The organism is Luteibacter sp. RCC_6_2 (assembly GCF_041360655.1).
In the GTDB taxonomy this organism is placed as follows: domain Bacteria; phylum Pseudomonadota; class Gammaproteobacteria; order Xanthomonadales; family Rhodanobacteraceae; genus Luteibacter.
The window spans coordinates 43,030-56,604 of sequence record NZ_JBFUPQ010000007.1; the positions used below are offsets into that span (position 1 = coordinate 43,030).

Annotated in this window: 21 protein-coding genes; all 21 read right to left on the reverse strand. The window is 62.3% G+C overall.

Annotation, left to right across the window (positions count from 1 at the left end; all coding sequences use genetic code 11):
• Window positions 1–8: 8 nt before the first annotated feature.
• The 21 genes from rpsH to fusA all read right to left on the reverse strand — a co-directional run bounded on the left by rpsH (window position 9) and on the right by fusA (window position 13,558).
• Window positions 9–404, reverse strand: a complete 396-nt coding sequence (rpsH, locus tag AB6730_RS09270; protein WP_072322781.1) for a 30S ribosomal protein S8 — start codon at window positions 402–404, stop codon at window positions 9–11.
• A gap of 127 nt (window positions 405–531) precedes the next feature.
• Window positions 532–837 (reverse strand): 30S ribosomal protein S14, encoded by a 306-nt coding sequence (gene rpsN, locus AB6730_RS09275; protein WP_306849888.1) that lies wholly within the window; start codon window positions 835–837, stop codon window positions 532–534.
• A gap of 13 nt (window positions 838–850) precedes the next feature.
• A complete protein-coding gene (rplE, locus tag AB6730_RS09280; protein WP_306849886.1) occupies window positions 851–1,390 on the reverse strand; it encodes a 50S ribosomal protein L5 in 540 nt (179 codons plus the stop codon).
• 12 nt (window positions 1,391–1,402) lie between these two features.
• Window positions 1,403–1,714, reverse strand: a complete 312-nt coding sequence (rplX, locus tag AB6730_RS09285; RefSeq protein ID WP_090054986.1) for a 50S ribosomal protein L24 — start codon at window positions 1,712–1,714, stop codon at window positions 1,403–1,405.
• Between the two features lie 14 nt (window positions 1,715–1,728).
• The gene (gene rplN, locus AB6730_RS09290) at window positions 1,729–2,097 is read right to left on the reverse strand and encodes a 50S ribosomal protein L14 (protein ID WP_306849882.1); all 369 of its coding nucleotides are present in this window, start codon (window positions 2,095–2,097) and stop codon (window positions 1,729–1,731) included.
• 11 nt (window positions 2,098–2,108) lie between these two features.
• Window positions 2,109–2,369, reverse strand: coding sequence for a 30S ribosomal protein S17 (rpsQ, locus tag AB6730_RS09295; protein ID WP_029213887.1), 261 nt, complete (start codon window positions 2,367–2,369; stop codon window positions 2,109–2,111).
• An 11-nt stretch (window positions 2,370–2,380) separates the two neighbouring features.
• Window positions 2,381–2,566, reverse strand: coding sequence for a 50S ribosomal protein L29 (gene rpmC / locus AB6730_RS09300; RefSeq protein ID WP_029213888.1), 186 nt, complete (start codon window positions 2,564–2,566; stop codon window positions 2,381–2,383).
• Entirely contained in the window at window positions 2,566–2,979 is a 414-nt protein-coding gene (gene rplP, locus AB6730_RS09305) for a 50S ribosomal protein L16 (protein ID WP_072322774.1), read from the reverse strand. The genes rpmC and rplP overlap by 1 nt, the downstream gene beginning before the upstream one ends.
• A gap of 11 nt (window positions 2,980–2,990) precedes the next feature.
• Complete coding sequence (rpsC, locus tag AB6730_RS09310) at window positions 2,991–3,722, reverse strand: 30S ribosomal protein S3 (protein ID WP_306849877.1); 732 nt, start codon at window positions 3,720–3,722, stop codon at window positions 2,991–2,993.
• Window positions 3,723–3,737: 15 nt separating this feature from the next.
• On the reverse strand, window positions 3,738–4,073 hold the full coding sequence (gene rplV / locus AB6730_RS09315; RefSeq protein WP_029213891.1) for a 50S ribosomal protein L22: 336 nt from the start codon (window positions 4,071–4,073) through the stop codon (window positions 3,738–3,740).
• Entirely contained in the window at window positions 4,073–4,345 is a 273-nt protein-coding gene (gene rpsS, locus AB6730_RS09320) for a 30S ribosomal protein S19 (protein WP_029213892.1), read from the reverse strand. Before rpsS ends, rplV begins: the two co-directional genes overlap by 1 nt.
• Window positions 4,346–4,357: 12 nt before the next feature.
• A complete protein-coding gene (gene rplB, locus AB6730_RS09325) occupies window positions 4,358–5,179 on the reverse strand; it encodes a 50S ribosomal protein L2 (RefSeq protein WP_306849874.1) in 822 nt (273 codons plus the stop codon).
• 18 nt (window positions 5,180–5,197) lie between these two features.
• Complete coding sequence (rplW, locus tag AB6730_RS09330; RefSeq protein WP_046967254.1) at window positions 5,198–5,491, reverse strand: 50S ribosomal protein L23; 294 nt, start codon at window positions 5,489–5,491, stop codon at window positions 5,198–5,200.
• A complete protein-coding gene (gene rplD / locus AB6730_RS09335; RefSeq protein WP_306849867.1) occupies window positions 5,488–6,090 on the reverse strand; it encodes a 50S ribosomal protein L4 in 603 nt (200 codons plus the stop codon). Before rplD ends, rplW begins: the two co-directional genes overlap by 4 nt.
• An 11-nt stretch (window positions 6,091–6,101) precedes the next feature.
• Window positions 6,102–6,743 (reverse strand): 50S ribosomal protein L3, encoded by a 642-nt coding sequence (gene rplC / locus AB6730_RS09340; protein WP_371023353.1) that lies wholly within the window; start codon window positions 6,741–6,743, stop codon window positions 6,102–6,104.
• Window positions 6,744–6,763: 20 nt separating this feature from the next.
• Window positions 6,764–7,075, reverse strand: coding sequence for a 30S ribosomal protein S10 (rpsJ, locus tag AB6730_RS09345; RefSeq protein ID WP_014402136.1), 312 nt, complete (start codon window positions 7,073–7,075; stop codon window positions 6,764–6,766).
• A 443-nt stretch (window positions 7,076–7,518) separates the two neighbouring features.
• On the reverse strand, window positions 7,519–8,076 hold the full coding sequence (locus AB6730_RS09350; protein WP_371023354.1) for a hypothetical protein: 558 nt from the start codon (window positions 8,074–8,076) through the stop codon (window positions 7,519–7,521).
• A gap of 9 nt (window positions 8,077–8,085) precedes the next feature.
• Window positions 8,086–9,156: a hypothetical protein gene (locus AB6730_RS09355; protein ID WP_371023355.1), complete on the reverse strand. Its 1,071-nt coding sequence runs from the start codon at window positions 9,154–9,156 to the stop codon at window positions 8,086–8,088.
• A gap of 27 nt (window positions 9,157–9,183) precedes the next feature.
• Entirely contained in the window at window positions 9,184–9,861 is a 678-nt protein-coding gene (locus AB6730_RS09360; protein WP_371023356.1) for a hypothetical protein, read from the reverse strand.
• 327 nt (window positions 9,862–10,188) lie between these two features.
• Window positions 10,189–11,379 (reverse strand): elongation factor Tu, encoded by a 1,191-nt coding sequence (gene tuf, locus AB6730_RS09365; RefSeq protein WP_371023357.1) that lies wholly within the window; start codon window positions 11,377–11,379, stop codon window positions 10,189–10,191.
• Between the two features lie 49 nt (window positions 11,380–11,428).
• Window positions 11,429–13,558 carry an elongation factor G gene (gene fusA / locus AB6730_RS09370; protein ID WP_371023358.1) on the reverse strand — a complete coding sequence of 710 codons (2,130 nt, stop codon included), beginning with the start codon at window positions 13,556–13,558 and terminating at the stop codon, window positions 11,429–11,431.
• Window positions 13,559–13,575: the final 17 nt, after the last annotated feature.

Genomic DNA, 13,575 nt, shown 5'->3' on the forward strand with positions numbered 1-13,575 from the left:
GGGACTCCTTACGCCACCTGGCCGATGACTTCGCCGCCCAGACCCTTCGCACGGGCCTGCGCGTCGGTCAGGAGACCGGCGGAAGTCGAGATGATCGAGATACCCAGGCCACCGAGGACCTTCGGCAGCTCGTCCTTGCCGCGGTAGACGCGGAGACCGGAACGGCTGACACGGGAGATGGTTTCGATGGCCGGACGGCCTTCAAAGTACTTCAGCTTGATCTCGAGGACCGGCTTGCCAGCTTCGTCAGCGGCACGGGCGTCGAGAATATAGCCTTCGTTCTGCAGAAGCTTGGCCAGGGCCAGCTTCATCTTCGACGACGGCATACGGACAACCGACTTGCCAGAGGCCTGGCCATTACGGATGCGCGTAAACAGATCGGCGATGGGATCAGTCATGCTCATAAGAAAACCCTTGAGAGTGCACCGATATCCGAATTACCGGAAATCTTAAATTGTAAAGCCGACAATCGTCGGTCTGCGTTGCGCAGACCGACGACTATAACAGCTTGCCCCGCCGTTGGCGAGTTTTTTACCAGCTAGCCTTGCGCAAGCCCGGCACGTCGCCACGCATGGTGGCTTCGCGGAGCTTGTTGCGGCCCAGGCCGAACTTGCTGTAGACGCCACGCGGGCGGCCGGTCAGGGCGCAGCGATTACGCTGGCGCACCGGGCTGGCATCGCGCGGAAGCTTCTGCAGCTTGGTCTGGGCTTCCATCTTTTCGTCGTACGACGCAGTGGCGCTCAGGACGATCGCCTTCAGCTCGGCGCGCTTGGCGGCGAACTTCTTCACGATCTTGGTGCGCTTGAGGTCGCGCTCGACCATCGAGGTCTTGGCCATGTTCTACCTGTGATCAGTTGCGGAACGGGAAGCTGAAGGCTTCCAGCAGCGCCTTGGCTTCTTCGTCGGTCTTGGCGGTGGTGGTGATGGAGATATCCATGCCACGCAGCGCGTCGACCTGATCGAAGTCGATTTCCGGGAAAATGATCTGTTCCTTGATGCCGAAGTTGTAGTTACCACGGCCATCGAAGGCACGGCCCGAGACACCACGGAAGTCGCGCGTACGCGGCAGCGAGATGTTGATCAGGCGGTCCAGGAATTCCCACATCTGGGCACGACGAAGCGTGACCTTGCAGCCGATCGGCCAACCATCGCGGATCTTGAACGAAGCGACCGACACGCGGGCCTTCGTCGTGATCGGCTTCTGGCCGGCGATCTTGGTCATATCGGCCACGGCGTTCTCGAGGATCTTCTTGTTACCGGCGGCTTCGCCGACGCCCATGTTGAGCGTGATCTTCGTGATGCGGGGCACTTCCATGACGTTCTGGTAACCGAAGCGCTCAGTGAGCTTCTGCATTACCGACTCTTTGTAAAACGATTCAAGGCGGGTCATGACTTCGATTCCTTACGCGTCGACCACTTCGCCCGAACGGAACACGCGCACCTTGCGCCCGTCCTCGAGCGTCTTGGTGCCCACGCGCTCGCCCTTGTTCGTGGCGGAGTTGAAGAGCTGTACGTTGGAGATATGGATCGAGGCCTCACGTTCGACGATTCCACCCGGCTGGTTGGCCTGCGGGTTCGGCTTGGTGTGGCGCTTGACCAGGTTCACGTTCGAGACGACCACGCGGTCGCCATCGACGCGCAGCACGTCGCCGCGCTGTCCCTTGTTCTTGCCGGTGATGACGACGACGTTATCACCCTTGCGGATACGGTTCATGGTCTGGCCTCCGCTCAGAGCACTTCGGGCGCGAGCGAGACGATCTTCATGAACTTCTCGCTGCGCAGCTCGCGGGTAACCGGCCCGAAGATACGGGTTCCGATCGGCTCGAGCTTGTTGTTGAGGATGACGGCCGCGTTGCCGTCGAAACGGATCACGGAACCATCAGCGCGGCGCACACCCTTGGCGGTACGAACCACCACGGCGTTGTACACCTCACCCTTCTTGACCTTGCCGCGGGGAATGGCGTCCTTGACGGTCACCTTGATGACATCACCGACGCTGGCATAACGGCGCTTCGAGCCGCCCAGCACCTTGATGCACATCAGTTCCTTCGCGCCGCTGTTATCGGCCGCGGAAAGCATGCTCTGTACCTGAATCATGGCAGCTCTCCTTAGACTTCAGCGCGCGTGACGATTTCGACCACGCGGTGATGTTTGGTCTTCGACAGCGGACGGCATTCCGCGATGCGGACGAGGTCACCCTCGTTCGCGCCGGTTTCGTCGTGCGCATGTAGCTTCGTGGAACGGCGGATGATCTTGCCGAGCAGCGGGTGCTGCACCTGGCGCTCGATCAGCACCGTCACCGTGTTGGCCATCTTGTTGCTGATGACACGACCCGTGAGGGTGCGCGCCGTCTTCGTGTTATCGCTCATGTCCGCCGTCCTTACTTCTTCACGCCGAGCACGAACTTCGTGCGGGCGATGTCACGCCGAACGCGGCGCAGCTGGTGCGGCTGGGTGAGCTGTCCGGAGCCCTTCTGCATGCGCAGGTTGAACTGCTCCTTGCGAAGGTCCAGCAGGTGCTGCTTCAGCTCTTCCGCCGACTTCTCTTTGATTTCTTTGCTGGCCATTACATCACCGCCCTGGAGACGAACTGGGTCTGGACGGAGAGCTTGGCTGCCGCCAGACGGAACGCTTCGCGTGCCGTCGCCTCGTCGACACCTTCGATTTCATAAAGCATGCGACCCGGCTGGATCAGAGCGACCCAGAACTCGACGCCACCCTTACCTGCACCCATTCGGACTTCGATGGGCTTACGGGTGATCGGCTTGTCCGGGAACACGCGGATCCAGAGCTTGCCGCCACGCTTCACGTAGCGCGTGATGCAACGACGGGCCGCTTCGATCTGACGCGCGGTCAGCTGACCGTGCGTCGTCGCCTTGAGGCCGTACTCGCCAAAGCTCACGAGGTTGGAATTGAATGCCAGGCCGTCATTACGGCCCTTATGCATCTTGCGGTACTTGGTACGCTTCGGTTGCAACATGGCAACGCTCCTTACTTGGCAGCGCGCTCACGCTCGCGGCGGTTTTCACCACCCTCGCGGCGCGACGACTGCTGAGGCTGCTGTTCTTCCTTCGACTCGGCCGTAGCGGCCGCCAGATCGAAGATCTCGCCCTTGTAGACCCAAACCTTGACACCGATGATGCCGTACTGGGTCTTGGCCTCGGCGGTGCCGTAGTCGATGTCCGCGCGCAGGGTATGCAGCGGAACGCGACCTTCGCGGGCCCACTCGGAGCGCGCGATCTCGGCACCGTTCAAACGGCCGGAGACGTTGATCTTGATGCCGAGGGCACCGAGGCGCATCGCGTTGCCGACCGAGCGCTTCATCGCCCGGCGGAACATGATGCGACGCTCGAGCTGCTGGGCGATCGATTCAGCGACGAGCTGGGCATCGAGTTCCGGCTTGCGGACTTCACTGACGTTGATGTGCGTCGGAACGCCCATCATGTCCGTGACTTCCTTGCGCAGCTTCTCGATGTCCTCGCCCTTCTTGCCGATCACCACGCCCGGACGGGCGGTGAAGATCGTCACGCGGGCGGTCTTGGCCGGGCGCTCGATCTGGATCTTCGAGATACCGGCGGCGGCGAGCTTCTTGCGCAGCATCTCGCGGACCTTGAGGTCGGCCGCGAGGTACTGGGCGTATTCACCCTTGTTTGCGTACCACTTCGAGTTCCAGTCCTTGGCAATGCCGAGGCGGATACCGGTGGGATGAACTTTATGACCCATCGTGTCTTACCCCAGTCAGTTGCCGACAACCACAGTGATGTGGCTGGTGCGCTTCAGGATGCGCGAACCGCGACCTTTGGCGCGGGCGTACATACGCTTCATCGCCGGACCTTCGTCGACGAAGATGCGGGCCACCTTGAGCTCGTCCACGTCGGCGCCGAGGTTGTTTTCGGCGTTGGCGACGGCGGACAGCAGCACCTTGCGAACAAGGTGGGCGGCTTTCTTGTTGGTGAAGGCGAGCACGTCGCTGGCTCGGCCCACGGGCATGCCGCGGACCAGGTCAGCCACCAGGCGTGCCTTCTGCGCCGAGATGCGGGCGCTGCGCAGGATCGCTTTGGCTTCGGTGCTCATCACTTGCCCTTCTTATCGCCTGCGTGGCCCTTGTACGTACGGGTCACCGCGAACTCGCCGAGCTTGTGCCCGACCATGTTCTCGTTGATCAGGACGGGCACGTGCTGGCGGCCGTTGTGGATGGCGATGGTCAGACCGACCATCTCCGGCAGAATCATCGAACGACGCGACCAGGTCTTGATCGGACGCTTGTTGTTGGCGGAAACGGCGGCTTCCACCTTCTTTACGAGGTGCAGGTCAACGAACGGACCTTTCTTTAGAGAGCGCGGCATGATCGTTTCCTATTACTTGCGACGACGCACGATGAACTGCTGGGTGCGCTTGTTGTTGCGCGTCTTGTAACCCTTGGTCGGCGTACCCCATGGGCTGACCGGATGACGGCCGCCGGAGGTCTTGCCTTCACCACCGCCGTGCGGATGGTCGACCGGGTTCATCACGACACCGCGAACGGTCGGACGGATACCCGCCCAGCGCTTCTTACCGGCCTTGCCAAGCTTGCGCAGGCTGTGCTCGGAGTTGCCGACTTCACCGATGGTGGCGCGGCATTCGACCGGCACGCGGCGCATTTCGCCGGAGCGAAGACGCAGCGTGGCGTAACCCTGCTCGCGAGCGACCAGCTGGACCGAGGCGCCGGCGGAACGCGCGATCTGCGCACCCTTGCCCGGCTTCATCTCGATGCAATGGACGGTGGAACCGACCGGGATCGAACGAAGCGGCAGGCAGTTGCCCGGCTTGATCGGCGAGTCGGAACCCGACACGAGACGGTCGCCCACCGCCACGCCCTTCGGCGCGATGATGTAGCGGCGCTCGCCATCGGCGTAGCACAGCAGCGCGATGTGCGCGGTGCGGTTCGGATCGTATTCCAGACGTTCGACAACGGCGGCGATGCCTTCCTTGTCACGCTTGAAATCGATGATGCGGTAAGCCTGCTTGTGACCGCCGCCGCGATGACGCGTGGTGATGCGACCGTAGTGGTTGCGTCCACCCGTCTTCGACTGCGATTCGGTCAGGGGCGCGTAGGGTGCGCCCTTGTGCAGACCTTCGGTCCGCACGCTGACTGCGTCGCGGCGGCCCGGGGAGGTCGGCTTGTGAGTGATCAGTGCCATCTCAATTCAACTCCTGGCTCAGGCCTTGGCCGACACGTCGATCGTGTGACCGTCGGCGAGGCGCACGTAGGCCTTACGCTTGCCCTGGCGGTTGCCAGTGCGGAAGCGGAACGACTTGACCTTGCCCTTGGTGTTCACGAGGTTCACGTCCACGACCTTGACGTCGAAGAGATGTTCCACGGCTGCACGGACATCGGCCTTGGTCGCCTCGGGCGCCACGACGAAAACGTACTGGTTGTTCTCAGCAAGGCGAGCCGACTTCTCGGAGATGTGCGGCGCGCGAAGCGTGTTGAGCGTGCGTTCGGTGCTCATGCGAGCCACTCCTCGACCTTCTTGACCGCGTCCACCGTCATGACGACGAAGTCGCTGCCGACCAGGCTGACCGGATTAAGGGCCAACACGTCGACGACGTGGATGTACGGAATGTTGCGGGCGGACAGGTACAGCGCCTCGGTGGCGTCTTCCGACACCAGCAGCACGCGACCCTTGACTTCGAGCTCGGCCAGCTTCGCGATCATGCCCTTGGTGCTCGGGGCTTCCATCGACAGCTCGGAGACGACCTTCAGGCGACCCTGACGGTTCAGCTCGGCGACGATCGAACGGATCGCGACACGGTAAGCCTTGCGGTTGACCTTCTGCTCGAAGCTGCGCGGCTTGGCCGCGAACGTCACACCACCACCGACGAAGATCGGAGCGCGGTAGTCGCCGTGGCGAGCGCCGCCACCCTTCTGCTTCTTGAACTTCTTGGTCGTACCGGACATCTGGCCGCGAGACAGCTGGGCCTTCGTACCGGCACGGCCAGCCGCCTGATAGGCGGTGACGACCTGGTGGACGAGGGCCTTCTTGTACTCGCCGCCGAACACGTCGTCCGACACGGTGAGCGCCTTGGCGCCAATAACGTTGAGTTCCATGGCGTCTCTCCTCAGCCCTTGGTCGTCGGACGGATCACGACGTCACCGCCCGGCGCGCCGGGGACTGCGCCCTTGACCGCGATCAGGTGACGCTCGGAATCGACCGTGACAACTTCGAGACCCTGCTGGGTGCGGTTGACCGCGCCCATGTGGCCCGACATCTTCTTGCCAGGGAACACGCGGCCCGGCGTCTGGCGCTGGCCGATCGAGCCCGGGGCGCGATGCGACAGCGAGTTACCGTGCGTGGCGTCGCCCATCTTGAAGTGGTGACGCTTGATCGTGCCCTGGAAACCCTTACCCTTCGACACGCCGGAGACGTCGACCGTCTGACCGACGGTGAAGACGTCGCCCGCCGAGATCTCGGTGCCGATCGCGTACTTGCCTGCGTCTTCCGCGCTCACGCGGAATTCCCACAGACCGCGGCCCGGCTCGACCTTGGCATTGGCGTAATGGCCCTTCAGCGGAGCCGTCAGGAGCGAGGCGCGCTTGGCACCCGTCGTGACCTGCACGGCGCTGTAGCCGTCGTTTTCTTCGGTCTTCACCTGCGTCACACGATTCGGGGTCGCTTCAATCAGCGTCACCGGAATCGAGCGGCCGTCTTCGGTGAAGAGCCGGCTCATGCCGCACTTGCGGCCAACCAGTCCGATACTCATCTTCGTATCCTTTTATCCGCTCAGCCGAGCTTGATCTGCACGTCAACGCCAGCCGCGAGATCGAGCTTCATGAGCGCGTCCACGGTCTTGTCGTTGGGGTCGACGATGTCCAGAACGCGCTTGTGAGTACGGGTCTCGTACTGGTCGCGGGCATCTTTGTCGACGTGCGGCGACACCAGAATGGTGTAGCGCTCAATCTTGGTCGGCAGCGGGATCGGGCCGAGGACCGTAGCGCCGGTGCGCTTGGCCGTCTCGACGATTTCGCTGGCCGAACGGTCGATCAGACGATGATCGAACGCCTTGAGCCGAATGCGAATCTTTTGGTTCGCCATAAAACCGTGTCCTGTTATCGAAAGAACGTTCTTGTGATTCGGAGGGGCTTCTCGCCACCCCGCACAACCCTGGTACTGCTTACGGGTACCGCAACGGGCCGCCCTGGAACGGCTAAGAACCGTCCGGAACGACCCGAAAAAGTCAGGCAGGCCGAGTTATCGGCCTGCCTAGACAGAAAAGTATAGAATACGCAACGAGATAGGTCAACAGAGCTTGCGCCCCGTGGCCCGTTGGCACCCTACTCGGCATCCTTGCCTGCGAACTCGAAGCACATTCCGTGCGCCTCATTTCGCGGTGTCCGGTCGCCTAATGATGGTGGCCGGGAGGTATAGCCCAGCGACTATAACCTATCGCCGAGCCGATGGGAAGCCCTCGGGAGGAACGACGTCGGATGGGCCGCGCCCCTTCCCCAGCTGGATCATTCACGACCTGCTCCTGCGCTCTATCGTTGCCTGAGGGGAACGTAGTCTCCATAGCGCTTGTCCGCGCGCCCCACGCGAGCGCAGAGCTGCCTGCCGCACAATCGAACATCGGCCTGGTTGTAGGCCCGGAGCAGATCGGCCTCGATCTGCTGCTGCGCGATGACCTGCTTGTAGTGCCATCCGAGGTAACTTCCCACCACGAGCACGATCAGAAGAGTCGCCAGCACCCCCACCACCAACCAGGTCGCCTTGTTCACGAAACCTGCCAGCTTGCGCTGTATCCGAACCATCGCATCCGTGCTCGCCTGCATGAGGCGCTGATGCTCGGCCGCTTCCCGGGCCACTTCCGAGAGCGGGCCGTTCAAGCCCGTTCGCATGGTTCGCGTAGCATCCGCCGAAATCGCACCCAGGCTCACGTCCGCGGCCTGGCGCATGATGCCGGGTAGAGCCTGCACGGTCCGCTCTTGTTGCTCGGTGGCCTGACGGTGGCGCGTGTCCATCGACTCGCTCATGCGCGACAGCCGCTCCACCATCATCGCCACCTGCACGGTGGCGCTCCTCGTACCTTCCTCGCGCATCGCCACTCCTTACAGGCGCATCACCGGGCCGCTGATCTCCCGGACCTGCGAAACCTGCTGCTCCTGTGCCTGCTGCACCTGCGCTTCCAGGGACGCGATGCGGTCCTCCATGTCCACCTGCCGCGCCGCTTCCATATGGAATTCCTGGGCGGCATCGGTCTGGCCGACCTGGCGAAGCGCCTCCATGAAACCCTCGTCGTCCTGCTCCATGGCCTTGCACAGATACTCGAACATCTCGTCCGTGCCGGCGGTCGCCGCCAGTGGTGGCACGCGGGAGCGTTCCTGCTCCTCACCCAACATGTGCCACGGTGCCGACAGATCCATGGGCACACCTCGGGGCAAGTCGTCCAACGGGCGATGATGCAGGTCGCGCATGTAGTTGTGCGCGAACACCGCCGCCGGTTGATTGCTTTCGTTGACCCAGAAGTTGCCGATGCCATGTGCACGGCCCACGGCGCCGACCTCGCCGACCGGCGACAGGCCACCCTGCTGGTGGCGCTGGTAATCGGCGTGATCCATGTAGTCCACACTGCGACCGATCGAGTCGGCGAGAGTCGACACCGGATCGTGATACATGCGGTGGTTGACGACGCGATCCTCCGCAGCCAGGGCATCCAGGCCCAACCCCTCGGCCATGGACCGGGCGCCGTAGGTGTTGAAGGTTTCCGCGTGTATGCCCACCGATTCGGGCATGGCGGCTTGCAGTTGTGCGAGGGCACCGCCGAGGGAGTGACCGGTGATGCTGATGTCGCTTACGGGGATATGGCTCTTCTCTGCGTGCTGCAAAGCCCAGCGCATCGTCGCGGCCGCTTCAGGCCATTGAGTGGGTGCACCCATCATACCCATGCCCAGATCGGCGGTGACGTCATGAATACTGGAAGGGTCGGTGCCCTTGTTCGTGACGATAAGCTGGCCGGTCGCCTCGTCTTGCAACACGGCGCCGCGGTAGTTGGTCGGTGATGGTGGGGAAACGTAGAGCACAGTGTAGAGACGGCTATCACTCTCAATATCGGTCTTTGCCGTCAGCGGCGTATAAATCGCATAAGAGAGAAATGCATATTGTTCGGAAGGAAGAGACATATCCATTTCCCTGGATAGAAGTTAATGCTAGTCGCCGCTAGAAGCAGCAGGCGGGCTTGGTGCGGTATCTGTCGGCACGGGCTTGACGAAATTGCTCTGGCTGAAGACGCCCCGCACGCGCGGACGCAGCAACGCCGAGTCCTCGGACACATGAACCGTGATGGGGACGCGACTGTAATGGGACACTTCCGGCATCGGCCATCTGCCGTAGCAGCTTTGCGGATCATCATCAGCCTGGAACTGGCAAATGGCTTTGTATTCGGTGCCCGGAGCCAAGTCCCCGCGAAGACCCCAGTGCCCTAGCGCGTCCCTTCCCGTGAGAGTGTCACGAACCAGGAAGTAAGGAGCGGCAAGCTCCCAGTTGCAGGCGGCTTCGTTGTACCGATCCAAGTAGACGTTGTAATGAGCATGCTTTGGATCGCGACTTTCATTCGGAATGTCGAACGTCCCTTCGGGATAGACAAAGCTGCCGCCGCCCCGCTGCGGATCGAAGTAGCCGCATTCGCGCTGCTGGTTCTGATAGAGCGCTCTCATGATGACGACGTAGCGCTTCGCATCCTCGGGATGATCGAACGTCACGGTGACGTGCAGTGCCTCCTTCGGGTGCGGATTCAGAGGCGGCGGACTGAGGTCTTTTTTCCCGGCGCACGTAGCCAAGGTGGGAAACAACAGCAGCGGAAGCAGTGTCCATGCACGAAGATTCATGAGGACAGCTTAGCGATACCGCATGAGGACATCTTTAGAAGAATCCTCAAAAACCCATGCTTTTTTCATGCACGCCAATCGAGACAACCCCGGCTGGTTTAAGACCCGGCCGCAGGCCATTGATAAACGGCCGCGCCAGCGGCCCTTCCTTGAGGGGTCGCCGGAGGCGTGGCCCCGAGGGCGGCACTCGCCGGCTCTTGCCGCAACCGTGCGTCCCCGCGATGCCGAAGGCGAGTTCGCCTTACCGCTACAAGAACAAAAAAAAGCGGAGGCTTTCGCCTCCGCTTTTCGATAACCGGACGGGTCACCCCGCCGCAGTGATCCTTCTTACTTGTTGATCTTGGAGACGACACCGGCGCCGACGGTACGACCGCCTTCGCGGATCGCGAAGCGCAGGCCTTCGTCCATCGCGATCGGGAAGCCCAGCGTGACGCTGATCTTCACGTTGTCGCCCGGCATCACCATCTCCACGCCTTCCGGCAGCTTGATCGAACCGGTCACGTCCGTGGTACGGAAGTAGAACTGCGGACGATAGTTGCTGAAGAACGGCGTGTGACGGCCACCCTCGTCCTTCGACAGGATGTACACCTCACCCTCGAACTCCGTGTGCGGCGTCACCGAACCCGGCTTGGCCAGCACCTGGCCACGCTCGACGTCTTCACGCTTCAGACCGCGAACCAGCACGCCGACGTTGTCACCGGCCTGACCCTGGTCCAGCAGCTTGCGGAACATTTCCACGCCCGTCACCGTCGTGGTCTGGGTGTCCTTCAGACCGACCACTTCGGCCGGGTCACCCACCTTGACGATGCCGCGCTCGACGCGACCGGTCAGCACCGTGCCACGACCCGAGATCGAGAACACGTCTTCCACCGGCAGCAGGAACGGCTTGTCGATGTCGCGCTCCGGCTCCGGAATCCAGCTGTCCAGCGCATCCACCAGCTTGATGATCGACGGCACGCCGATGTCCGACTGGTCACCGTCCAGCGCCAGACGCGCCGAACCGTGGATGATCGGCGTGTCGTCGCCCGGGAACTCGTACTTCGACAGCAGCTCGCGCACTTCCATCTCGACCAGCTCGAGCAGCTCGGCGTCGTCCACCATGTCGGCCTTGTTCAGGAACACGACGATGTACGGCACGCCCACCTGGCGCGACAGCAGGATGTGTTCGCGCGTCTGCGGCATCGGGCCGTCCGCGGCCGAGCACACCAGGATCGCGCCGTCCATCTGCGCCGCACCCGTGATCATGTTCTTCACATAATCCGCGTGGCCCGGGCAATCGACGTGGCCGTAGTGGCGCTTCGGCGATTCGTATTCCACGTGCGCGGTCGAGATCGTGATACCGCGCGCCTTCTCTTCCGGCGCCGCGTCGATCGAACCGTAGTCCTTGAATTCGCCGCCAAAACGCTCGGCGCCAATCTTCGTCAGCGCAGCCGTCAGCGTGGTCTTGCCGTGATCGACGTGACCGATGGTGCCGACGTTGACGTGCGGCTTCTTGCGCTCGAACTTACCCTTTGCCATGACTCTAAACCTCTAAAAGAACGTTATATGTTTAAAGAAGAAGCCCTTATCAGGACTTCTTCATGACCTCGTCGGCGACATTCTTCGGCGCCGGATCGTAATGATCGAACTCCATCGTGAACATCGCACGGCCCTGGCTCAACGAGCGGATCGTGGTGGCGTAGCCGAACATCTCACCGAGCGGAACCATCGCGTTGATGGTCTTGCCCGACGGCGTATCGTCCTGGCCGGTCAGCATGCCGCGACGGCGGCTCAGATCGCCCATGATGTCACCGACGTAATCTTCCGGCGTCACGACCTCGACCTTCATGATCGGCTCGAGCAGAACCGGCTGCGCCTTGGCGAAGCCCTGCTTGAACGCCATGGACGCGGCGAGCTTGAACGCCATTTCGGACGAGTCGACGTCATGGTAGGAACCGAAGACGAGCTTGACCTTCGTGTTCACGACCGGGAAGCCGGCCAGCGGACCCGAGGTGATCGTCTCGCGCAGGCCCTTCTCGACCGACGGGATGAATTCCTTCGGAATCACACCACCCGTGATGTCGTTGATGAAGAGGAAGTCGTCCTTGATCTGGGCGGCCAGCTTCTCATCCGCGCGGTCGGCGGCGGTGATCGGCGACAGTTCGATCACGACGTGACCGTACTGACCCTTACCACCCGACTGCTTGGCGTGCTTGTAGTCCGACTTGACGTCCGATGCCTGGATCGTTTCGCGGTAAGCCACCTGGGGCTTGCCGACGTTGGCTTCGACGTTGAACTCGCGACGCATGCGGTCCACCAGGATGTCCAGGTGAAGCTCGCCCATGCCCGAGATGATCGTCTGGCCCGACTCTTCGTCCGTACGGACGCGGAACGACGGATCTTCCGCGGCCAGGCGGCCGAGGGCGATGCCCATCTTTTCCTGGTCCGACTTGGTCTTCGGCTCGACCGCCATCGAGATCACCGGCTCGGGGAACGACATGCGCTCGAGCGTGATGATGTGATCCTGCGCGCACAGCGTGTCACCGGTCGTGACGTCCTTCAGGCCGACCGCCGCGGCGATATCGCCGGCGCGGACTTCCTTCAGTTCGTGACGCTCGTTGGCGTGCATCTGCAGGATGCGGCCGATGCGCTCCTTCTTCGACTTGACCGGGTTGTACACCTGGTCGCCGGCGTTCAGCGTGCCCGAATAGACACGGAAGAACGTCAGCGCGCCGACGAACGGATCGGTCATGATCTTGAACGCGAGCGCGGAGAACGGTGCATCGTCCTTGGCTTCGCGGGTGTCCGGCTTCTCGTCTTCGTCGATGCCTTCGACCGGCGGACGGTCGAGCGGCGACGGCAGCAGATTGACGACCGCGTCGAGCATCGCCTGGACGCCCTTGTTCTTGAACGCCGTGCCGCAGAAGACCGGGATGATCTCGCTCTTCAGCGTGCGCAGGCGCAGGCCTTCGATGATCTCGGCTTCGGTCAGCTCTTCGCCACCGAGGTACTTGTCCATCATCTCTTCCGTGGCTTCCGCCGCGGCTTCGATCATGGCCGTACGATCGGCCTCGGCCTTGGCCTGGAGCTCGGCAGGAATCTCGACGTATTCGAACTTCATGCCCTGGGACTCCATGTCCCACTTGATGGCCTTCATCTTGAGGAGGTCGACGACGCCCTCGAAGTTGTCCTCGGCACCGATCGGCACCTGCATCGGCACCGGGTTGGCGGCAAGGCGGCTCTTCAGCTGGTCGACGACCTTGTAGAAGTTCGCGCCGGTGCGGTCCATCTTGTTGACGAACGCGAGGCGCGGCACCTTGTACCGGTTGGCCTGGCGCCACACGGTTTCCGACTGCGGCTGCACGCCACCCACGGCACAGAGAACGAACACCGCACCGTCGAGAACGCGGAGCGAGCGCTCCACTTCGATGGTGAAGTCGACGTGTCCCGGGGTGTCGATGATGTTGAAGCGGTGCTCGGGCAGCGAACGATCCATGCCCTTCCAGAACGCCGTGGTGGCGGCGGAAGTGATGGTGATGCCGCGCTCCTGCTCCTGCTCCATCCAGTCCATCGTAGCGGCACCGTCGTGCACCTCGCCAATCTTATGACTGACACCGGTGTAGAACAGGATGCGCTCCGTGGTCGTGGTCTTGCCGGCATCGATGTGAGCCATGATGCCGAAGTTGCGGTAGCGCTCGATGGGCGTAGTGCGTGCCACGGTCTTTCCTCAATCTG